Source organism: Streptomyces sp. NPDC029292, assembly GCF_055569295.1.
Genome location: NZ_JBVHXR010000011.1, coordinates 120,262 through 140,767, shown reverse-complemented (window position 1 = coordinate 140,767; position 20,506 = coordinate 120,262). Strand labels below are relative to the sequence as shown.

General features: G+C 70.9%; 17 protein-coding genes and 1 pseudogene. 5 read left to right on the top strand and 13 right to left on the bottom strand.

The window, feature by feature from the left end; translation table 11 throughout:
- Nucleotides 1–145: 145 nt before the first annotated feature.
- Nucleotides 146–583, bottom strand: a complete 438-nt coding sequence (locus tag ACZ4WS_RS24215; RefSeq protein ID WP_467983296.1) for an ATP-binding protein — start codon at nt 581–583, stop codon at nt 146–148.
- A 99-nt stretch (nt 584–682) separates the two neighbouring features.
- Nucleotides 683–1,036 (bottom strand): anti-sigma factor antagonist BldG, encoded by a 354-nt coding sequence (gene bldG, locus ACZ4WS_RS24210; protein WP_028799135.1) that lies wholly within the window; start codon nt 1,034–1,036, stop codon nt 683–685.
- Nucleotides 1,037–1,116: 80 nt separating this feature from the next.
- On the opposite strand from bldG, the gene ACZ4WS_RS24205 reads away from it, so the two are divergent.
- Nucleotides 1,117–3,570 (top strand): DEAD/DEAH box helicase, encoded by a 2,454-nt coding sequence (locus tag ACZ4WS_RS24205; protein ID WP_467983295.1) that lies wholly within the window; start codon nt 1,117–1,119, stop codon nt 3,568–3,570.
- On the opposite strand, the gene ACZ4WS_RS24200 is transcribed toward ACZ4WS_RS24205, so the two are convergent.
- The 7 genes from ACZ4WS_RS24200 to ssd form a co-directional block, all read right to left on the bottom strand.
- Nucleotides 3,567–4,034, bottom strand: a complete 468-nt coding sequence (locus ACZ4WS_RS24200; RefSeq protein ID WP_467983294.1) for an Rv3654c family TadE-like protein — start codon at nt 4,032–4,034, stop codon at nt 3,567–3,569. The genes ACZ4WS_RS24205 and ACZ4WS_RS24200 overlap by 4 nt on opposite strands.
- Before the next feature lie 305 nt (nt 4,035–4,339).
- Nucleotides 4,340–4,714, bottom strand: a complete 375-nt coding sequence (locus tag ACZ4WS_RS24195; RefSeq protein ID WP_467983492.1) for a TadE family type IV pilus minor pilin — start codon at nt 4,712–4,714, stop codon at nt 4,340–4,342.
- Nucleotides 4,715–4,757: 43 nt separating this feature from the next.
- Nucleotides 4,758–4,973, bottom strand: coding sequence for a DUF4244 domain-containing protein (locus ACZ4WS_RS24190; protein ID WP_467983293.1), 216 nt, complete (start codon nt 4,971–4,973; stop codon nt 4,758–4,760).
- Between the two features lie 78 nt (nt 4,974–5,051).
- Nucleotides 5,052–5,834: a type II secretion system F family protein gene (locus tag ACZ4WS_RS24185; protein ID WP_467983292.1), complete on the bottom strand. Its 783-nt coding sequence runs from the start codon at nt 5,832–5,834 to the stop codon at nt 5,052–5,054.
- Nucleotides 5,831–6,682 carry a type II secretion system F family protein gene (locus tag ACZ4WS_RS24180; protein WP_467983490.1) on the bottom strand — a complete coding sequence of 284 codons (852 nt, stop codon included), beginning with the start codon at nt 6,680–6,682 and terminating at the stop codon, nt 5,831–5,833. Before ACZ4WS_RS24180 ends, ACZ4WS_RS24185 begins: the two co-directional genes overlap by 4 nt.
- Nucleotides 6,683–6,696: 14 nt before the next feature.
- Nucleotides 6,697–8,001 carry a TadA family conjugal transfer-associated ATPase gene (locus ACZ4WS_RS24175; RefSeq protein WP_467983291.1) on the bottom strand — a complete coding sequence of 435 codons (1,305 nt, stop codon included), beginning with the start codon at nt 7,999–8,001 and terminating at the stop codon, nt 6,697–6,699.
- Nucleotides 7,998–9,092: a septum site-determining protein Ssd gene (gene ssd, locus ACZ4WS_RS24170; RefSeq protein WP_467983290.1), complete on the bottom strand. Its 1,095-nt coding sequence runs from the start codon at nt 9,090–9,092 to the stop codon at nt 7,998–8,000. Before ssd ends, ACZ4WS_RS24175 begins: the two co-directional genes overlap by 4 nt.
- Nucleotides 9,093–9,689: 597 nt before the next feature.
- Between ssd and ACZ4WS_RS24165 the strand changes: the two genes are divergently transcribed.
- Entirely contained in the window at nt 9,690–10,523 is an 834-nt protein-coding gene (locus ACZ4WS_RS24165) for an HAD family hydrolase (RefSeq protein WP_467983289.1), read from the top strand.
- A 378-nt stretch (nt 10,524–10,901) separates the two neighbouring features.
- Here ACZ4WS_RS24165 and ACZ4WS_RS24160 read toward each other — a convergent pair whose 3' ends face one another.
- Complete coding sequence (locus tag ACZ4WS_RS24160; protein ID WP_467983288.1) at nt 10,902–11,726, bottom strand: Fic family protein; 825 nt, start codon at nt 11,724–11,726, stop codon at nt 10,902–10,904.
- Between the two features lie 101 nt (nt 11,727–11,827).
- Here ACZ4WS_RS24160 and ACZ4WS_RS24155 point away from each other — a divergent pair, with 101 nt between their 5' ends.
- Complete coding sequence (locus ACZ4WS_RS24155; protein ID WP_467983287.1) at nt 11,828–12,808, top strand: ATP-binding protein; 981 nt, start codon at nt 11,828–11,830, stop codon at nt 12,806–12,808.
- A 24-nt stretch (nt 12,809–12,832) separates the two neighbouring features.
- Here the strand turns inward: ACZ4WS_RS24155 and ACZ4WS_RS24150 are convergent, their stop codons facing one another.
- Nucleotides 12,833–14,104 (bottom strand): polysaccharide deacetylase family protein, encoded by a 1,272-nt coding sequence (locus tag ACZ4WS_RS24150; protein WP_467983286.1) that lies wholly within the window; start codon nt 14,102–14,104, stop codon nt 12,833–12,835.
- Nucleotides 14,105–14,443: 339 nt separating this feature from the next.
- Here ACZ4WS_RS24150 and ACZ4WS_RS24145 point away from each other — a divergent pair, with 339 nt between their 5' ends.
- Nucleotides 14,444–16,813, top strand: a complete 2,370-nt coding sequence (locus ACZ4WS_RS24145; RefSeq protein WP_467983285.1) for a SulP family inorganic anion transporter — start codon at nt 14,444–14,446, stop codon at nt 16,811–16,813.
- Between the two features lie 70 nt (nt 16,814–16,883).
- Here the strand turns inward: ACZ4WS_RS24145 and ACZ4WS_RS24140 are convergent, their stop codons facing one another.
- Both ACZ4WS_RS24140 and ACZ4WS_RS24135 read right to left on the bottom strand, forming a co-directional pair.
- Nucleotides 16,884–17,516 carry a hypothetical protein gene (locus tag ACZ4WS_RS24140; RefSeq protein ID WP_467983284.1) on the bottom strand — a complete coding sequence of 211 codons (633 nt, stop codon included), beginning with the start codon at nt 17,514–17,516 and terminating at the stop codon, nt 16,884–16,886.
- 90 nt (nt 17,517–17,606) lie between these two features.
- Nucleotides 17,607–18,220, bottom strand: a pseudogene (locus ACZ4WS_RS24135) (RNA polymerase sigma factor).
- A 188-nt stretch (nt 18,221–18,408) separates the two neighbouring features.
- Here ACZ4WS_RS24135 and acs point away from each other — a divergent pair.
- Nucleotides 18,409–20,409 (top strand): acetate--CoA ligase, encoded by a 2,001-nt coding sequence (gene acs / locus ACZ4WS_RS24130; protein ID WP_467983283.1) that lies wholly within the window; start codon nt 18,409–18,411, stop codon nt 20,407–20,409.
- Nucleotides 20,410–20,506 lie beyond the last annotated feature (97 nt).

The window sequence follows — 20,506 nt, the reverse complement described above, 5'->3', positions numbered from 1 at the left end:
AAATAATCGCGCGATCGATCGTGAATTAATTCACGAAAAGGCGAATGCCCAGGCAGTGCAAGCAAAAAGGGCCCTGCTGAGCAGGGCCCTTCGGGTTTGTCACGAGGGTGACGTCAGGGATGTCGGCGAAGCGGTCGGGGTTCCGTCAGGGGACGAGCGTGGCCGGCGGCGTGGTCGGCCAGCTCATCCTGATCAGTCCGCCGTTCTCCCCGGCGGTGACCTCCACGTCGTCGACGAGGCCGCTGATGACCGCGAGGCCCATCTCGTCCTCCTCGGTCTCCGTGTCCGGGTCACCGGGGGATGCGCCGGGCACGGTCTCACCGGGCGCCGAACGCGGCGCCTCGTCGCCGACCTCGATGGAGAACTGCTTCTCCTCCTCGATCAGCGTCACCCGCACCGGCGCCGAGATGCCGCTGCTCTGGTGCAGTCCGACGGCACGGGTAGCGGCCTCGCCGACAGCGAGCCTGACCTCGTCGAGGACGGCCTCGTCCACTCCGGCCCTGCGCGCCACCGCTGCCGCCACCAGTCGGGCGGTCCTGACGTGCTCGGGCAGCGCGCTGAAGCGGAGTTCAACGGTGGCCATGCATCCCCCTCAGACTACGGGCGTGCTGTCAGGGGGCCGGGCCGTGGGCCCGGTCCCCCCACTTCGAGTCCCGGACCCACGGCCCGGGGAGACCGGTGGTCAGTCGGTGGCGTTGACCGCCTCCTCCACCGAGGTGTGGATGGGGAACACCTTGGTGAGACCAGTAATACGGAAGATCTTGAGAATGCGCTCCTGGTTGCAGACCAGTCGCAGCGAGCCCTCATGGGCCCGGACACGCTTCAGGCCGCCCACCAGCACGCCGAGACCGGTGGAGTCGAGGAAGTCCACGCCCTCCATGTCGACGACGAGGTGGAAACTACCGTCGTTCACCAGCTCGACCAGCTGCTCGCGCAGCTTGGGCGCGGTATATACATCGATTTCGCCGCCGACCTCGACGACCGTACGGTCGCCGTTAGGGCCAGACACATTGCGAGTCGACAGGGACAGGTCCACGGATCCTCCAGCACCTTGCTATCGAGCGGTCGCCCCATGGGACACCTCGGCAGAGCCCCCGGGACGGTTCGCCAGCCGCGATGGCATTCAATCACTTACCGGCAGGCGTGCACGACGCCTTGAGCCCATTGTCCGTCACGCCAGTGACACACTCGATGCCGATGGCCAAGAATCACCAATCCGATCGATCCTCGACGGACACCGCTTCCCGCCCCTCGCCGGGCACGATCCTGGACCGGCTCGCCTCGGGGCCGAGCCGGGCTTCGCGCATCACTCATACGGAGCACTTGCCCCCGCGAGAGGGTCGCCATGCCGTGTGGCCCGACCGGATCCGTTCGGAGGTCATCGCGGCGGTGCAGGCGGCGGGGATCGAGCACCCCTGGGCCCACCAGGCACTCGCCGCCGAGCACGCCCTGGACGGCGAATCGGTGATCGTCGCCACGGGCACGGCCTCCGGCAAGTCGCTGGCCTACCTCGCCCCGGTCCTGACGGCCCTCCTGGACGGCTCCGAGGCCGCGAACGGCCGAGGCGCCACCGCGTTGTACCTGGCCCCCACGAAGGCCCTCGCCGCCGACCAGTGCCGCTCCGTGAAGGAACTTTCACAATCTTTGGGCAATGCCGTACGCCCAGCCGTGTACGACGGCGACACTCCCTTCGAGGAACGCGAATGGGTACGTCAGTACGCCAACTACGTCCTGACCAACCCCGACATGCTGCACCGCGGGATATTGCCCTCCCACCCCCGCTGGTCCTCCTTCCTCCGTGCCCTGAAGTACGTCGTCATCGACGAGTGCCACACCTACCGCGGCGTCTTCGGCTCCCACGTCGCCCAGGTGCTGCGGCGGCTGCGCCGTCTGTGCGCGCGCTACGGCGCGTCGCCCGTCTTCCTGCTGGCCTCCGCCACTGCCGCCGAGCCCTCGGTCGCCGCGGGCCGGCTGACCGGCCTTCCCGTCGTCGAGGTCGCGGACGACGCCTCACCACGTGGGGAACTGGTGTTCGCCCTCTGGGAGCCGCCGCTCACCGAGCTGCACGGCGAGAAGGGCGCGCCGGTCCGCCGTACCGCCACCGCCGAGACCGCGGACCTCCTCACCGACCTGACCCTGCAGGGCGTGCGCTCGGTCGCCTTCGTACGGTCCCGCCGTGGCGCCGAGCTGATCGCGGTGATCGCCCAGGAACGCCTCGCCGAGGTCGACCGCTCCCTGGCCCGGCGCGTGGCCGCCTACCGCGGCGGCTACCTCCCCGAGGAACGCCGCGCCCTCGAACGCGCCCTCCACTCCGGCGAACTCCTCGGCCTCGCCGCCACCACCGCCCTCGAACTCGGCGTCGACGTCTCCGGCCTGGACGCCGTCGTCATCGCGGGCTATCCCGGCACCCGCGCGTCCCTGTGGCAGCAGGCCGGCCGCGCGGGCCGCTCCGGGCAGGGCGCGCTCGCGATCCTCGTCGCCCGCGACGACCCGCTGGACACGTTCCTCGTCCACCACCCCGAGGCCCTCTTCGACCAGCCCGTGGAATCCACCGTCCTCGACCCCGACAACCCGTACGTCCTCGCCCCGCACCTGTGCGCCGCCGCCGCCGAAATCCCGCTCACGGACGAGGACTTGGAGCTCTTCGGCCCGACCACGGCCGACCTGCTGCCGCAGCTGGAGGCCGCGAAGCTGCTGCGCCGGCGGACGAAGGCCTGGCACTGGACGCGCCGGGAGCGGGCCGCGGATCTGACCGACATCCGCGGGGAGGGCGGCAGTCCGGTGCAGGTCGTCGAGGTCGGGACCGGGCGACTGCTCGGCACGGTCGACGCCGGCGCCGCGCACACCACCGTCCACGAGGGCGCGGTCCACCTGCACCAGGGTCGTACGTACCTGGTGCGCAAGCTCGACCTGGACGACGACGTCGCGCTGGTCGAGGAGGCCAACCCGTCGTATTCGACGGTCGCCCGCGACACGACCTCCATCTCGATCCTGGACACGGATGTCGAAATCCCCTGGGGTGAGGGCCGGTTGTGCTACGGCTCCGTCGAAGTCACCAACCAAGTCGTCGCCTTCCTGCGTCGTCGTGTCATCACCGGTGAAGTACTGGGCGAGACGAAACTCGACCTCCCTCCTCGTACGCTCCGTACGCGTGCCGTGTGGTGGACCGTCACCGAGGACCAGCTGGACGCGGCCCGGATCAACCCGGAGATCCTCGGCGGCGCCCTGCACGCCGCCGAGCACGCGTCGATCGGCATGCTCCCGCTCTTCGCCACGTGCGACCGATGGGACATCGGCGGCGTGTCCATCCCGCTGCACCCGGACACGCTCCAGCCCACGGTCTTCGTGTACGACGGCCACCCGGGCGGCGCGGGCTTCGCGGAGCGCGCCTTCCACACGGCCCGTTCCTGGCTGACCGCCACCCGACAGGCCATCGCCTCCTGCGAATGCGACGCCGGCTGCCCGTCCTGCATCCAGTCCCCCAAGTGCGGCAACGGGAACGATCCGCTGCACAAGAGGGGGGCCGTGCGGTTGCTCACGGAGTTGTTGCGCGGGGCACCGGAGGGCTAGCCGCCCAGGTCACCGAGCCCGCCGGGCCGGCCCTTGGCCGAGGCATCGAAGCCGCCCGGCTGTCCTTTGGCCGCGGTGCCGGTGCCGTCGGGCCGACCCTCGGTCGAGCCACCTGTGCCGTCCGGTTGTCCCTTGGCCGAGGCGCCGGTGTCACCCGGTTGGTCCTGCGCTGGGCCCGGAACCACAGGTCCCGCAGGGCCCGCTCTCGACCTGACCTCCGTGGCGAACGGCCCCCGCCCCGACGCCGCCGAGACGTCCGAGATCTCGCCCTCGACCGCACACCGGACCAGCCGCGCATGCTGGGCCCGCGCCACCCGGTCCGCCTCGGCGCAGGCCGCCGTTCCGCCGTCCATCCAGTGGTCCGCCGCGGCGAGCGCCGCCAAATCGGCTGCCCCCGCCGCGCGGTGACGGGCCAGGACCGCCTGCCCCATGGTCAGGACCACACCGAAAACGACACACAGCACAGCGATCGCTCCGACCGACCAGACAGTCGCCGACCCCCTGTCCGAGCTGCCCGAGATTCCCGAAGTTTCGAAGGTTCCCGAGCGGTCCGTCCCTGCCGAGCAGTCCGGGCCCGCCAAACCTGCTGGACCTGCCGGACCTGCCGGACCTGCCGGACCTGCCGGACCATACGAGCCGTTCGAGCCGTTCGAGCCGTTCGAGCCGTTCGAGCCGTCCAAGCCGTCCAAGCCGTCCAAGCCGTCCAAGCCGCCCAACGACAGCCCCCACCCGAAGCGCTCGCTCCGCCAAACGGCCCAACCGCCTCCTCTCACCGCGCGCTCACCCCCACCGTCTCCTCCGCCAACGCCACCGCCTCGTCGCTCAGCTCCAGGCTCAGTGCGTCGGGCCCCGGCGCGCTCGCCGTGACCGTCACGCGGACCAGGTCGCCCTCCCGGCTCACCTGGACCCGCGCGCCCGGCGGCGCAGCGCTGCGGGTCGTCGTCAGGACCGCCTCGGGCGGGTCCTGCCGGGCCGCGGCGCGGGCGCCCGCCCTCGCCGCGTCCAGGCACTGGATCTGCGCGGACGCGGCGAGCAGGGCCCAGACCAGCGCCATCGCGACGAGCACCAGCGCGGGCAGCATCACGGCGGCCTCGGCGGTCACGAACCCCCGGTCCCGACGCGTCCTCCGGGCCAGGCAGCTCATCACCCGCGCGCTCCAGGCCACCCGCGCCGTACCCACTCCCCGTTCACATCTGGACATTGAGCGCCCGCTCCACGATCCCCTGCAACTGGGCGCTGACCGGCCCACTCGTCAGCACCTTGTAGAGCACAGCCGCGAACGCCACCGCCGCGATGATCCCCACCGCGTACTCGGAGGTGACCATCCCCGCGTCCCTGCGCACCGGGCGGAGCAGCCACGCCCGTACCCGTCCCCATGCACGTCCTCGTCCTGCCTTGTCCATTTCAACCCCCGTAAGGTCCAGCTCGGTTGATCGCTTGCCATTGATCACGTGCCGTTCACCGCGCCCCGCCGTCGCCCGTCATCCGCCACCCCCTCCCAACACGCCGCCCGCCAGCCCGATCACCACAGGCAGCACCCCGATCGCGAGGAACGCGGGCAGGAAGCACAGCCCCACCGGAGCGGTGACCAGGACGGCCGCCCGGCGTGCTCGTGCCGTCGCAGTGCGCCCCCACTCGGCGCGGGCCTCCGCGGCGAGCCGCCCGACCGGCACGGCCGCCGGTACGCCCGACTCGCCCGCCCGCTCCAGCAGCCGCGCCAGCGCCCGGGCACCCGGTATCGACGCCAACCTCCGCCATGCCTCGGCCGGTTCACCCCCGAGTCGCACTTCCGCCGCGCCCCGGGCGAGCCGATCCCCGACCGGCCCCTCCAGGGCCTCGCCGACAGCCTGAGCCGCCATCACAGGGCTCGCACCCGCAGCGATGCAGGCCGCCAACAGATCGGCTGCGAGCGGGAGTTGTCGGGCAGCCCGCGCCGCGTCGTACTCCTCCCCGGGGTCAGGCCTCCGCCGCTGCCGCCACCGCCAGACCCCGAGCCCGGCCGCCAGCCCCACCAGAACCCCGGCAAGACCCCCGACCAGCACCCAGCCGGCGCACACCGCACTCACCACCGGCCACCACCGCCGCCCCACGCCCCGTACCTCGAAGCGTCGCACCGAAGGCGCCGCCTCCCTGGCCAGCAGCTCAGCCAGCCTCTTGCGCACTCTCCGCTCGCGCCGCACCGCCCCGAGCGACCGCATCAGCCACCCGAGCGTCAGCGCCCCGCACACCGCCGCCCCCAGCCTGTGGACAACCTCCGCGCTCATGCCGCCTCCGCTCCCCTCACGATCCGCAGCGCCCACCACAGCCCCGCTCCCTCCAGCACCCCGCCGACCAGGAGACAGCCCAGTCCGGGGCCGGTGTGCAGCAGCACGTGCAGCGGATCGGCGCCCAGTGCGGTACCGAGCAGGAGCCCCAGGACCGGCAGCCCCGCGAGCATCGCGGCCGTAGACCGCGATCCCGCCAACTGGGCGCGCAGATCGGCTCTTTGGTCGCGCTCGGCACGCAACGCTCCCTCCAGCCTGTCGAGCCCCGCCGCAAGCCCCGCGCCACGGTCCACGGCCACCCGCCAGCACGCGGCGAGTCCCACCAGCCCGTCGGCCCCGGGCTGCCGTGCCGCGTCGGTGAGCGCGCCCGGCACATCCCCGCCGAACCGCGCCGCCGCCAGCACCACCGCCTGAGCCTCGCCGAGCCCGCCCGCATCGCGCGCGGCCCGGAGCAACGCCTCGCCCGGCTGCCGCCCGGCCCGCACCTCCCCGGCGAGCGCCCCGCACAGGGCGATCACCGCATCGCCCCTGCGCTCCCGCTCCTGCCGCGCCTCCCGGGCCCGCCGCACCCGCCCGAACAGCGGCACGCCGGCCGCCCCGAGGAGCAGCGGCACCACGGACGCGCCCAGCAACGCGACCACCACTCCGACGGCCAGCGACCACCATTCGGCCCGCAGTCGCCCGCGCAGTCGCCGCCAGTCCACGAGCGCCCTTTCCCACGGCGGCGGACCAGTTCCCACCATTCCGCCACCCGCGAACAACAGCCGCGCCCTGCGCACCCCCGAGTCCCGCCCGCCCATCAACCAGGCCGCGACCCCGGCACACGCCATCGCCGCCCCCACCGGCATCTCACCGACCCCCGTCACAACAGCCCACTCCCCTCAGTCCCGTTACTCCCGTCAGTCCCGTCAGCCCCGTCCCGAAGCAGCCCCCTCAGCCGCTCCCACCCCCGCTCGTACGCGAACGCCTCCGCGCCCCACCGCAACGCGGGCACCGTCACCACCAGCCCCGACGGTTCGCGCTCCAGGACATGCACCTCGGCGATCCGCCGCCGCCCGGCCCGGTCACGTACGAGATGCAGGACCACGGACAACGCCGCCGCCAACTGGCTGTGCAACGCGGCCCGGTCGAGCCCGGCCGCCGTACCCAGCGCCTCCAGACGGGCCGGCACCTGCGCCGCCGCGTTCGCGTGCACCGTGCCGCAGCCGCCCTCATGGCCGGTGTTCAGCGCGGCCAGCAGGGACACGACCTCCGGCCCGCGCACCTCGCCGACGACGAGCCGGTCCGGTCTCATGCGCAGGGCTTGTCGGACCAGCTCCTGGAGCGCGACCAGCCCGACGCCCTCCTGGTTGGCAGGCCGCCCCTCCAGGCGCACCACATGGGGATGGTCGGGCCGCAGCTCCGCCGAGTCCTCGGCGAGCACGATCCGCTCCCCGGGACCGACCAGCCCCAGCAGCGCGCTCAGCAGTGTCGTCTTGCCGGTGCCCGTGCCTCCGCTGATCAGAAAGGACAGCCGGGCATCCAGCAGAGCTCTCAACACCCGGTCCCCGCCCGGCGGTACCGTCCCCGCCGCCACCAGCTCGTCCAGCGTGAACGCGCGCGGCCGTACGACTCTCAGGGACAGGCAGGTGGAGCCGACGGCGACCGGCGGGAGCACCGCGTGCAGGCGTGTCCCGTCCGGGAGCCGCGCGTCGACCCAGGGCCGGGCGTCGTCGAGCCTGCGACCGGCCACGGCCGCGAGGCGCTGCGCGAGGCGTCGTACGGCCGCCGTGTCCGGAAAGGAGACGGCCGTCAGTTCCAGGCCGCCGCCCCGGTCCACCCACACCCGGTCCGGCGCCGACACCAGTACGTCGGTCACGGACGGGTCGGCGAGCAGCGGTTCCAGCGGGCCGCTGCCGACCAGCTCGGAGCGCAACCGCTGGGCCGCGCCGAGGACTTCGGCGTCCCCGAGCACCCGCCCCTGCTCGCGCAGCGCCTGTGCCACGCGCGCGGGTGTCGGTTCGGACCCGCTCTCGGCGAGCCACTGCCGGACGCCGTCCAGCAGGCCGGTATGCCCATCCAGCAGCCCCTTCTGCCCGTCCCGCGGGCTCGTACGCCCCTCCCGCGGGCTCATACGCCTGTCCAGACCCGCGCCGCAGTCCGTCCCCGTGCCGGCGTCCCAGCTCATGCGCCACCGCCTTCCACCGCGACCCGCTCCCAGAAGGCCGCGCAGAACCTGGCCAGCGGCCCCCGCACCGCTCCCCCGGGTGGCATGCCACCGTCCAACAGCGGCAGTTCGGCGGGTACTTCGCCCACCAGGGGCAGGCCGAGCAGCCGGGCCACCTCACGGTCGTCGAGGCCCGGCGCGTAGGGGCCACGCACCGCGACCCGTAGATCGCGCAGGACCATGCCGACCGCGGAGGCCACCCTCCCGGCAGCGGCGATCGAGCGCAGGTCGGCGGGGACCACCAGCAGTCCGAGGTCGAGCTGGGCGAGGGCCTCGGCGACGCCTTCGTCGATACGACGGGGCAGGTCGACGACGACCGCGCCACCGCGCCGTCTGGCGGCGGCCAGGACCGCTCGTACGGCTTGCGGAGGAATGGTGACGGAGTCACCGCGGTCCCAGCTCAGGACCCGCAGCGCGTGCAGCTCGGGCAGGGACTCCTCCAGGGCGCCGCCGCCGACCCGGCCGCGGGAGGCGGCGAAAGCCGGCCAGCGCAGGCCTTCGGCGGCCTCTCCGCCCAGGAGTACGTCGAGTCCGCCGCCCAGCGGATCCGCGTCCACGAGCAGGGTGCGCCGCCCCTCGCGCGCCGAGGTGACGGCGAGCGCGCAGGCCAGCGTAGAGGCTCCGGCCCCGCCCCGGCCGCCGAGCACGCCGACGGTGAGGGCGGGCCTGCCGACTCCTTCGGCCACGTCGGCGATGCGGTCGACCAGCCATTGCTCGCCATCGGGCAGCATCAGGACGTGGTCGGCACCGATCTCCACAGCCCGCTGCCACACGCCCGAGTCGTCCTGATCCCGCCCAACCAGCACCACTCCCCTTCTGCGCGCGGCCCCGCGCACCCGCCGCGCGGCATCGTCGCCGACCAGCACAAGAGGTGCCGCCTCCCAGCTGCCCCTGCGCTGCGGCACACCGTGGTGGACCTCCGGCCTGGCGCCCGCCGCCGCGCACAGGCGCAGCAGGTCGTCCAGCAGTTCGGCGTCCTCCGTGACGATCAACGGTCCGCCCTGCCGCCCCTCGGCGGCGGGCGGCCGGTCATGTGTGATGGCTCCCGCCACGATCTCCAGCCCCCTTCGCTGCTTCTTGCGCGGGGCCCGCAGGATCCTCTGCGGACCCGCGATTCCCGCTCGTCTGAAGAACCGGCAACCGGCCTCCATATGAACGGCCGATACGAACCGGCCAAACGCGCCCAACAAACGGAACCGGCCACGAACTTGCCGCGAGGAACTCGCCGCGAGCGGAGCGCGCTGGAATCACGGTGCAGCGATCCCGGAAATCGTGTGGATCTTGGTCGATAACTGTGGACAACTCAGTGGTTGTGAATATCGCCTTCACTCATACCGGTGGCCCATGCGCGACTTCCACAGCGCAGCACAACGGCTACACACAGTGACGGATCATGGACATGCGAACGAGGCGGCCAGAGCGGTGACAGCAAGGCTCCGAGGCCGCGCAAAAGAGGGAGAAAACCCATCTGGACATGCGACGACCCCCGCCGGGGGGGAGAGCGGGGGTCGTCCCCACGGTCCGACTCGGGGGGGGAGGAGCCAGACCGGGTTAGCACGGTCGCGAACGATCCGTGACTTCCATGGTGTACCCGAGAGGCCTCTCAGGCAAACCCACGCGCCTCACCTTACGCCGAATGGTGGGCGCCTATGCTCGGGCTCGTGGAAAACCACTCCTTGCCTCGCACCGCGGCCTTCTTTGACCTGGACAAGACGGTCATTGCGAAGTCGAGCACGCTCACCTTCAGCAAGTCGTTCTACCAAGGCGGGCTGATCAACCGCAGGGCCGCGTTGCGTACCGCATATGCCCAGTTCGTGTTCCTGGCGGGCGGCGCCGATCACGACCAGATCGAGCGGATGCGCACGTACCTGTCCGCGCTCTGCCGCGGCTGGAACGTCCAGCAGGTCAAGGAGATCGTCGCCGAGACGCTGCACGACCTGATCGACCCGATCATCTACGACGAGGCCGCGTCCCTCATCGAGGAGCACCACATCGCGGGGCGCGATGTGGTGATCGTGTCCACGTCCGGGGCGGAGGTGGTCGAGCCGATCGGCGAGCTGCTCGGCGCGGACCGCGTGGTGGCGACCCGCATGGTCGTGGGTGAGGACGGCTGCTTCACCGGCGAAGTGGAGTATTACGCGTACGGGCCGACGAAGGCCGAGGCGGTCAGGGAGCTGGCCGAGTCCGAGGGATACGACCTCTCGCACTGCTACGCCTACAGCGACTCGGCGACCGACCTGCCGATGCTGGAGTCCGTCGGCCACCCCCACGCGGTGAATCCGGACCGCGCGCTGCGCCGCGAGGCGCTCGCCCGCTCGTGGCCGATTCTGGACTTCCACCGGCCGGTTCTACTGAAGCAGCGGCTGCCCACGCTGTCCGTACCGCCCCGTCCGGCGCTCGTCGCGGCGGCTGCGATAGGCGCGGCGGCGGCCACCGCGGGGCTCGTCTGGTACGCGAGCCGGCGGCGCGCGACGGCACTCTGATCACGTCACACGAGTGCGGGCAAAACGCTCCCGCTCGATTCGCACCCGTTTGAACCTAAAAGTAAAGAAGTGCAGTCAGGGCTTCCGCTTCCTCCGGACCTGGAGTACAAAGGGGTTAACGGCCCGCGAGACCAAGGACATCCGAGAGGATCACCTTTAAACGCAACCGAGGCCCCACGGACCGAGCATGAACACCGGGCACCCACGCGACGTCGACCCGTCGATTACGGGCCAGCCGCACCAGGTAACGGGCAGCAGTTCCCGACCTGATGGGCAACATTCGAGGACGCTTGGTACCCCGGTGGACATGCCAGCGGCGGTACGAGACCTCGTACCGCCGCAACCCTGCAGGCCCCCGAGGGGGCCTTTTTCACTGCCTTACGCCGCCCCGCGCTGAAGTGCCTCGCAGACGGCCGTCGACTCCCTGACCCCCAGCTCGACCGCCTTGCCGCAGTGGGCGATCCACGCCGCCATGCCTTCGGGAGTGCCGGAGGCATAGCCGTCCAGGGCCGCCGCATAGGCCGCCCGGCCCAGTTCCGCGTGGCCGACCTCCGCCGGGCAGACGGACTTCGGGTCGAGACCGCTGCCGATCAGGACGATGCGCTCGGCCGCGCGCGCGACCAGTCCGTTGCAGGTGCCGAAGGGGCGCAGGGCGAGCAGTTCGCCATGCACGACGGCCGCTGTCACCAGCGCGGGGGCCGAACCGCCCGCGATGATCAACTGCGAGAGCCCTTCGAGGCGGCCGGCGACCTCGTGCGCGTCCGGCAGCGGCAGCTCGACGAGCGGCTCGTCGACCGATTCACCGTTCCGCCGCGGGCGACCGACCTCGTCACCCCTGTCCGCGGCCGCCACCAGATGCAGCCGGGCCAGCACCCGAAGGGGCGACTGCCGCCAGATGGACAGGAGTTGTCCCGCCTCGGCGGTCAGCCGCAGGGCCGCGCCGACCGTACGGGCCTCGTCGTCCGCGCTGAAGTCGGTGCGGCGGCGCACCTCCTCGAGGGCCCAGTCGGCGCCGGACAGTGCCGCGGAGCCGCGGGCGCCGCGCAGCGCCGCCTCGGACGTGATCTCGTTGCTGCGGCGCCGCATGATCCGGTGCCCGTAGACCCGGTCCACGGCTTTGCGGACGGACTCCACGGATTCGGCCACCCCGGGCAGCGAGCCCAGGGCCGCCAGCGGATCGGCGGTCGCGCCTGTCGTACTCATGAGTACGACACTACGCACCCCGGCGGCTCACCCCACGAAGGAGTGGTCTTCTTCACGTAGCGCAGGCACTCTGAGCAATCACCACACTACGCTTTGTGAACATGAAAATTGCTTTCGTAGGGAAGGGCGGCAGCGGCAAGACCACCCTGTCCTCTCTCTTCATCCGCCACCTCGCGGCCACCGGATCGCCGGTCGTCGCGGTGGACGCCGACATCAACCAGCACCTGGGAGCCGCGCTCGGCCTCGACGAGGCGGAGGCCGCCGGGCTGCCCGCGATGGGCCAGCGACTGCCGCTGATCAAGGACTACCTGCGCGGCTCCAACGCGCGCATCGCGTCCACCGAGACGATGATCAAGACGACCCCGCCCGGCGAGGGTTCACGACTGCTGCGGGTGCGCGAGGACAATCCGGTGTACGACGCCTGCGCGCGGCCGGTGGAACTCGACGGCGGCGCCGTCCGTTTGATGGTCACCGGCCCGTTCACCGAGGCCGATTTGGGAGTGGCCTGCTACCACTCCAAGACCGGTGCAGTGGAGCTCTGCCTGAATCATCTCGTCGACGGCCAGAGCGAGTACGTCGTCGTCGACATGACGGCGGGCTCCGACTCCTTCGCGTCCGGCTTGTTCACCCGCTTCGACATCACGTTCCTCGTCGCCGAGCCGACCCGGAAGGGAGTCTCCGTCTATCGCCAGTACAAGGAGTACGCCCGCGACTTCGGCGTCGTCCTGAAGGTCGTCGGCAACAAGGTGCAGGGCCAGGACGACATCGACTTCCTCCGCACCGAAGTCGGTGACGATCTCCTGGTCACGGTCGGGCACTCGGACTGGGTGCGCGCCATGGAGAAGGGCCGCCCGCCCCGGTTCGAGCTCCTGGAGGACGCCAACCGCCGCTCCCTGGGCATGCTGCAGACCGCCGCCGACGCCACGTACGACCTGCGGGACTGGGAGCGCTACACCCGCCAGATGGTCCACTTCCACCTGAAGAACGCCAGCAGTTGGGGCAACGAGAAAACCGGGGCGGACCTGGCGGCGCAGGTCGACCCCGGCTTCGTACTCGGCGAGAGGCTGGTGGCTACCGCATGAGCGACCGGCCCGCATGGACGGCCGCTACGGCTTGACTGCCGGCGCCCCGGGGACGCCCTTCGGGGCCGGGGCGGGGCGGCCCGAGAGGAAGGACGCCCAGCCCTGCTTCGGGGCCTCGCCGACCTGGAGGCCGCGGAGCTTGTCGAGGGTGGCCGGGTCCTGGGCGTCGAGCCAGTCGGCGAGCTGCCGGAAAGAGACGCAGCGCACCTCGGGCTTGGTGCAGACATGCTCGACGACCTCGTCGACGGCCCGCATGTATTTGCCGCCGTTCCAGGACTCGAAGTGGTTGCCGATGATCAGTGGCGCGCGGTTGCCGTCATAGGCGCGGTCGAAGCCCTTGAGCAGGCCGTCACGCATCTGGTCACCCCAGTACTCCTGCTTGTCGGGGTCGCCCTGGGTCGCGGTGCCCGACTGGTTGATCATGAAGTTGTAGTCCATGGTGAGCTGCTCATAGGCGTGACCGGGGAAGGGCACGAGCTGCATCGACAGATCCCACAGGCCCTCCTTCTTCCTGGGCCAGATCTGGTTGTTGACGCCGCTGGTGTCGTAGCGGAAGCCCAGCTGGTGAGCCGCCTTCCTGAAGTTCTTCTGGCCCTCCAGGCAGGGCGTGCGGGCGCCGATGAGCTCCTTGTCGTAGTCGAAGGGCAGCGGGGACGCCTTCTTCATGCCCGTGTTGGTCTTCCAGGACTTCACGAACGACTTCGCCTGGGCGATCTCGCTCTTCCAGTCCGCGACCGACCACTCGCCGACCCCGCCGTCGCTGCCGCAGAAGTGGCCGTTGAAGTGCGTGCCGATCTCGTTGCCCTCCAGCCACGCGCCACGCAGCTGCTTCACGGTGTCCTTGATGCCCTGCTCGTCGTTGAAGCCGATCTCCGAGCTGCCCGGTGAGTGCTGCGGCGGCTTGTAGAGATCGCGCTTGCCCTCCGGCAGCATGTACACGCCGCTGAGGAAGTACGTCATCGTCGCCTTGTTGGCCTTGGAGATCTTCCGGAAGTGCGAGAAGAGCTTCTGGCTGTCCTCGCCAGCACCGTCCCACGAGAAGACCACGAACTGCGGGGGCTTCTGACCGGGCTTCAGTCGCACGGGCCTGGGCAGATGCGGCTGCGCGCCGGTGTACGAGGTGGAGCCGTCGCCGATCAGGCGGACCGCGCTCTTGGGCGCCGGGGCCCCCGCCGCCTTCTTCGCACCGTGCGCGCCTTCCGTGGATCCGGTGGTGCCGGTGGCGCAACCGGCGAGCGCCGTGGCGCAGGCCGCGGCGAGTGCTACGCCCGCGGCGATCCTCTGGGTGGCGGCCATCTTCCGCCCACCTTCTTCCTTCAGTCAGGGCAACGCCGATCAGGGCGTTCTGGGGTGATGTGCAGCGCTATGCCGACAGCGCCGTCAAGGTCGCACGAGGCCGAGACTGAATAAATACGACAAGCCGATAAAAAGCTTGGTTCACCCTAGAGAGTGATTTGGTGCCCCATTTGCTCCGATTTCCCACACAAAGCCTTTACTCTGCATTACGATCCGTTTACCGAGCGTTGGAAATCCCCCGCCGCTGCACGCCGTGACCCACGGCCGCGACCCGCCCCCGCCGCCCTGGCTGGGGACCACCTGTTCCGCGACCGCGCTGCCCCGGAGGAGACGGGAACCATGTCCGCCTGCGTCCCCACCCGCGCCGCCGACTCGACTCGGCCCCGGCGCACCCACCAGCCCCACAGCCCCCCGCCGGCACCGCCCCGCCGATTCCGTATCGCGGGCGCCGATCTGTCGGCCTCGATCGCGGTCTTCCTGATCGCCCTGCCCCTGTCCCTCGGCATCGCCCTCGCCACCGGCGCGCCGCTCCAGGCGGGCCTCGTCGCCGCCGCCGTGGGCGGACTCGTCGCCGGTCGGCTCGGCGGCTCACCGCTCCAGGTGAGCGGACCCGCCGCCGGGCTCACGGTCGTCACCGCCGAGCTCATCCACCACTACGGATGGCGTGCGACCTGCGCCATCACCGTCCTCGCCGGAATCGCCCAGCTGTGCCTGGGCTGCCTGCGCGTGGCCCGTACGGCGCTGGCCGTCAGTCCCGCGATCGTGCACGGCATGCTCGCCGGCATCGGCGTGACCATCGCCGTCGCCCAGCTGCACATCGTGCTGGGCGGCACTCCGCAGAGTTCCGTCCTCGACAACCTCGTCGCGCTGCCCGACCAGTTGGCGCACGTCCACCCCGCGGCGGTGTCGATGAGCGCGCTGACACTGGCGCTCCTGTTCGCCTGGCCGCGGATTCCCGGGCGCGGGGGACAGCTGCTGCGCAAGGTCCCGGCCGCGCTCGTCGCCGTCGCCGGGGCCACCGCGACCGCCTCGCTCGCCGGGCTGACCCTGTCCAAGGTCGACCTGCCGTCCTGGAGCAGCCATGCGCTGGCCGGGCTGCCCGAGGGCCCGGTGCTCGGGATCACCGCGGCCGTCCTCACCGTGACGCTGGTGTGCAGCGTGCAGTCGCTGCTCGGCGCCGTGGCCGTGGACAAGCTGGTGGCGGCGCGGCCCGAGCTGCAATCCCGGGTGGGCCGTTCCCGCCTCGACCGGGAGCTGCTCGGGCAGGGCGCCGCCAACATCGTCTCCGGCGCGCTCGGCGGACTGCCGGTCGCCGGGGTCGCCGTACGAAGTTCCGCGAATGTGCAAGCCGGTGCCGTGAGCCGGAACTCCACGATGCTGCACGGCGTTTTCGTAGTAGTTGCCGCGCTGCTGATGGTCCCGATCCTGGAGCTGATCCCCCTCGCATCGCTCGCCGCCCTGGTGATGGCCGTCGGCATCCAGATGGTGTCCCTGCACCACATCCGCACGGTCACCCGCCACCGCGAAGTGCTGGTGTACGCCGTCACCACGCTCGGCGTCGTGTTCCTCGGAGTTCTCGAGGGCGTGGTGCTGGGGGTCTCCGTGGCCGTCGGCGTCGCCCTGCACCGCCTCGCCCGCACCCGTATCACGCACGAAGAGAAGGAGGGAGTCCATTACGTACAAGTGCGAGGCCAGTTGACGTTCCTCGCGGTGCCGCGGCTCAGCCGTGCCCTGCATCTCGTACCCCAAGGGGCCGACGTCGTCGTGGAGTTGGATGGCTCGTTCATGGACCACGCGGCGTACGAGTCACTGCAGGACTGGCAGAACGGGCACTTCGCCCAGGGCGGCACGGTCGAGCTCACCGGGCGGGCCGGAACGCGGATCACCGAGCCCGCAAGCTCCGCCCACTGCCGCTGCCGACCCTGGACACCATGGCGCAACCATCACTGCGAGACCTCCGGGGGCCCGCAGTCCCCTCCCTCCGGCGGCCGTCCGGACAGCCCGGGTGAGGCGGCCGACACCGCCCGGCCGAGCGGGCACCAACTGGCGCGCGGGATCAGCGCGTTCCAGCGGAACACCGCGCCGCTGGTGCGGGGTGAACTGGCGCGGCTGGCGCGGGAAGGGCAGCGGCCTTCGCAGCTGTTCCTGACCTGCGCCGACTCACGGCTCGTCACATCGATGATCACCTCCAGTGGTCCGGGTGACCTCTTCGTCGTACGGAATGTGGGCAACCTCGTGCCGTTGCCCGGGGAGGAGAGCGGGGACGACTCGGTGGGCGCGGCGATCGAGTACGCGGTGGACGTGCTGAAGGTGCGGTCCATCACGGTGTGCGGGCACTCCGGTTGCGGGGCGATGCAGGCCCTGTTGAGCTCGGAGCCCGGAGGGGCGCTCACGCCGCTCAAGCGGTGGCTGCGGCACGGGCAGCCGAGTCTGGAGCGGATGGCCGGCAAGGACCGGCCGTGGACGCGGCTGGCCGGGCGGGCGCCCGCCGACACGGTGGAGCAGCTCTGTCTGACCAATGTGGTGCAGCAGTTGGAGCATCTGCGGGCGCATGAGTCCGTGGCGCAGGCCCTGCGCGAGGGTGTGCTCGAACTGCACGGGATGTACTTCCACGTCGGGGAGGCGCAGGCGTACCTGCTGGCCGACCGTGACGGGGGCGAGTTGTTCGATCATGTGAGGGCGGCGGAGGATCTGCGCCGTCCGGCATGATCTGGCCGTGGTGCGCGGCTCCGGTCGGCGGGGCCGCGCACCACATATCGGTTGCCGTCCCGCGTACCGGTCAGCGTCCGGTGTCGGATGAGTGGGTGGTCACCCCTTCCAGAATGTGGTTGGGGCGCTCCACCGGCACGCAGGGCTTGATGGCGCCTTTGACCGCGTAGAAGACCACGCCCCGCACCTGCCCACCGGCGACCTTGCTGGGCTGCGACAGGTTGTTCTCGAAAGCCAGGGTGTCACCGCGGTGAAGAGTGATCTTCCAGGTGCCCATGCGGGTCGCGAGCGGGGCCAACTCGCTCGCCGGCTTGTTGGGGTTCTGCGGCGGCTTGGACTGCTTGGCCTTCGCCGTCGTGGACGGCCTGACGGCGAAGTTGCCTTCAACGGCCTCGCCGCGCGGCTGCTTGCACTTGTGGACCATGTCGAGGGTCTGGATGTCGACGTGGATTCCGTTCGCGCGCAGCCGCTCAGTGAGTTCGCGCTGGGCGTTGGGCTCCATGAGCAGATCGCGCAGCGTGAGCGTGACGCTGCCGTCGTCGTGGCGCTCCACCGCGTACGCCTTCGAGTCGGCCGGGGAGCCCGGCACCAGCACCACGGCGAGCGCTGCCGCGGCGCAGGCTGCGGCGGCGAGGGCGAGGCGGGGCGGGCGAGGCGGGGCGGGGCGGGGTGACCAAGCGGCGTACTCGCGCGGGCGCTTCACTCACCCCGGATTCCTCGGTCCCGGCCTCGCGCAGTTCGATCTCGCGCTGGAGATCGCTCAGCAGCCGGTCCTCGAAGGTCGTCTTCGTGTTCATGCTTCCCCCCCGATTGCTTCGGATACCTCGGATGCGTACGTCAGTGATGCCTTGGGCGTGGGCGCAGGTGTGGCGTCGGCCTCCGCGCGCAGGGCCCTGCGGGCGCGGTGGAGGCGGACGCGTGCGGTGACCTGGCGGATGCCGAGGGCGGCTGCGGCCTCCGTGAGGGTGAGTTGGTCGACTGTGATGAGTTCCAGCAGGGCGCGTTCGCCCTCCGGGAGGCGGTCGAGGGCGGCGAGGGCGCGACGGCCCGGGCTCTCGGCGTCGAGCTTGTCCTCGAGGCGGGCGATGTCGTCGGCGTCGAGGAGACGGCGGCCCGAGATCCGCTGGTCGCGAAGGGCTTCGCGGGCGATCCGGCGGCGCTCGGAGGACACGACGTTGCGGGCGATGCCGTACAGCCAGGCGGTTTCGCTGCCGAGGCCGGGGCGGTAGGTGTGGGCGAAGTCGAGGACCGCGAGGAAGATCTCGGCGGTCAGGTCGGCGGCGGTGTGCGGGTCCTCGACACGCCGGGCCACGAAACGTGTCACGGCGTCGCATGACGCCGGTAGAACTCTTCGAAGAGATGTGGATCACGTACCGCGGCGAGGGGCCCGCCCCGTATCCGTTCCACTCGGTGTCTCCTTCGCTTCGGGCACTTCGCCTGTTCTTGGGCCGAGACCCGGGAAGCGTTACCAAGTGAACCCGCCGGAGGGACGGTACGTGGCTGTGTGCGTGCCCGTGAGGGGTGTCGCAGCACATGGATAGGTCTAAACCAATTTCGAGTCGGCCCTTGTCACCGGGCCCCCGGTCTGATGAGCTGTGGCCTGGGACACAACGGACACCCTGGGAAAGGGAGATGTCGTGAGCAACGAAAGCCTGGCCAACCTGTTGCGCGAAGAGCGCAGGTTCGCGCCGCCCGCCGACCTGGCCGCGAACGCCAACGTCACCGCGGAGGCGTATGAGCAGGCCAAGGCTGACAGGCTCGGCTTCTGGGCCGAGCAGGCCCGTCGGCTGACCTGGGCCACCGAGCCGACCGAGACGCTGGACTGGTCGAACCCGCCGTTCGCCAAGTGGTTCAAGGACGGCAAGCTCAATGTCGCGTACAACTGCGTGGACCGGCATGTCGAGGCGGGCCACGGCGACCGCGTCGCCATCCACTTCGAGGGCGAGCCGGGCGACAGCCGGGCCATCACCTACGCCGAGCTCAAGGACGAGGTCTCCAAGGCCGCGAACGCCCTGACCGAGCTGGGAGTTGGCAAGGGCGACCGGGTCGCCGTCTACCTGCCGATGATCCCCGAGGCCGTCGTCGCGATGCTGGCCTGTGCCCGTATCGGCGCCGCGCACTCGGTCGTCTTCGGCGGCTTCTCCGCGGACGCGATCGCCACCCGCATCCAGGACGCCGACGCCAAGCTGGTCATCACCTCCGACGGCGGCTACCGGCGCGGCAAGCCGTCCGCGCTCAAGCCCGCCGTGGACGACGCGCTCGACCGGGTGGACCAGGTCGAGCACGTCCTCGTCGTCCGGCGGACCGGGCAGGAGGTCGCCTGGACCGAGGGCCGCGACGTGTGGTGGCACGAGATCACCGGGCGGCAGTCGGCCGAGCACACGCCTGAGGCGTTCGACGCCGAGCACCCGCTGTTCATCCTCTACACGTCCGGGACGACCGGGAAGCCGAAGGGCATCCTGCACACCTCGGGCGGCTACCTCACACAGGTCGCGTACACCCACCACGCCGTCTTCGACCTCAAGCCGGAGACCGACGTGTACTGGTGCACGGCCGACATCGGCTGGGTCACCGGGCACTCGTACATCACGTACGGGCCGCTGGCGAACGGTGCGACGCAGGTCATGTACGAGGGCACGCCGGACACCCCGCACCAGGGGCGGTTCTGGGAGATCGTGCAGAAGTACGGGGTGACGATCCTGTACACGGCGCCCACCGCGATCCGTACGTTCATGAAGTGGGGCGACGACATCCCCGCGAAGTTCGATCTCAGCAGCCTCCGCATCCTGGGCTCCGTCGGCGAGCCGATCAACCCCGAGGCGTGGATCTGGTACCGCAAGCACATCGGCGGCGACCGCACCCCGATCGTGGACACCTGGTGGCAGACCGAGACCGGGGCGATGATGATCTCGCCGCTGCCGGGGGTCACCGAGACGAAGCCGGGATCGGCGCAGCGGCCGCTGCCGGGCATCTCGGCGACCGTCGTCGACGACGAGGCGCAGGAAGTGCCGAATGGCGGCGGCGGCTATCTCGTCCTCACCGAGCCGTGGCCGTCGATGCTGCGCACCATCTGGGGCGACGACCAGCGGTTCATCGACACGTACTGGTCGCGGTTCGAGGGCAAGTACTTCGCCGGGGACGGTGCGAAGAAGGACGACGACGGGGACATCTGGCTCCTCGGGCGCGTGGACGACGTGATGCTCGTGTCCGGGCACAACATCTCGACGACCGAGGTCGAGTCGGCGCTCGTCTCGCACCCGTCGGTCGCGGAAGCCGCCGTGGTCGGTGCGGCGGACGAGACGACCGGGCAGGCGATCGTGGCGTTCGTGATCCTGCGCGGGACGGCTTCCGCCGAGGACGACGGGCTGGTGGCCGGCCTGCGCGATCACGTGGGCAAGACGCTCGGGCCGATCGCCAAGCCCAAGCGGGTCCTGCCGGTGGCCGAGCTGCCGAAGACCCGCTCCGGCAAGATCATGCGGCGGCTGCTGCGCGATGTCGCGGAGAACCGCGAGCTCGGTGACGTCACCACGCTCACGGACTCCACGGTGATGGACCTGATCCAGGCCAAGCTGCCGGCGGCGCCGAGCGAGGACTGAGTACGTTTCCTGAGGGGCGCCCGGCAGCACGCCGGGCGCCCCTTTTGTCCGTACGGTGGATTTTGCGCATGTAATGATCAGGTAAACTGGCGCCTTC

Excerpts from the sequence above, each read along its gene's own strand:
- ACZ4WS_RS24215 (WP_467983296.1), bottom strand. The coding sequence starts at position 583 with ATGGCCACCGTTGAACTCCGCTTCAGCGCGCTGCCCGAGCACGTCAGG.
- ACZ4WS_RS24205 (WP_467983295.1), top strand. The coding sequence starts at position 1,117 with ATGGCATTCAATCACTTACCGGCAGGCGTGCACGACGCCTTGAGCCCA.
- ACZ4WS_RS24195 (WP_467983492.1), bottom strand. The coding sequence starts at position 4,714 with ATGAGCTGCCTGGCCCGGAGGACGCGTCGGGACCGGGGGTTCGTGACC.
- ACZ4WS_RS24190 (WP_467983293.1), bottom strand. The coding sequence starts at position 4,973 with ATGGACAAGGCAGGACGAGGACGTGCATGGGGACGGGTACGGGCGTGG.
- ACZ4WS_RS24185 (WP_467983292.1), bottom strand. The coding sequence starts at position 5,834 with ATGAGCGCGGAGGTTGTCCACAGGCTGGGGGCGGCGGTGTGCGGGGCG.
- ACZ4WS_RS24180 (WP_467983490.1), bottom strand. The coding sequence starts at position 6,682 with ATGCCGGTGGGGGCGGCGATGGCGTGTGCCGGGGTCGCGGCCTGGTTG.
- ACZ4WS_RS24175 (WP_467983291.1), bottom strand. The coding sequence starts at position 8,001 with ATGAGCTGGGACGCCGGCACGGGGACGGACTGCGGCGCGGGTCTGGAC.
- ACZ4WS_RS24165 (WP_467983289.1), top strand. The coding sequence starts at position 9,690 with ATGCTCGGGCTCGTGGAAAACCACTCCTTGCCTCGCACCGCGGCCTTC.
- ACZ4WS_RS24160 (WP_467983288.1), bottom strand. The coding sequence starts at position 11,726 with ATGAGTACGACAGGCGCGACCGCCGATCCGCTGGCGGCCCTGGGCTCG.
- ACZ4WS_RS24155 (WP_467983287.1), top strand. The coding sequence starts at position 11,828 with ATGAAAATTGCTTTCGTAGGGAAGGGCGGCAGCGGCAAGACCACCCTG.
- ACZ4WS_RS24150 (WP_467983286.1), bottom strand. The coding sequence starts at position 14,104 with ATGGCCGCCACCCAGAGGATCGCCGCGGGCGTAGCACTCGCCGCGGCC.
- ACZ4WS_RS24145 (WP_467983285.1), top strand. The coding sequence starts at position 14,444 with ATGTCCGCCTGCGTCCCCACCCGCGCCGCCGACTCGACTCGGCCCCGG.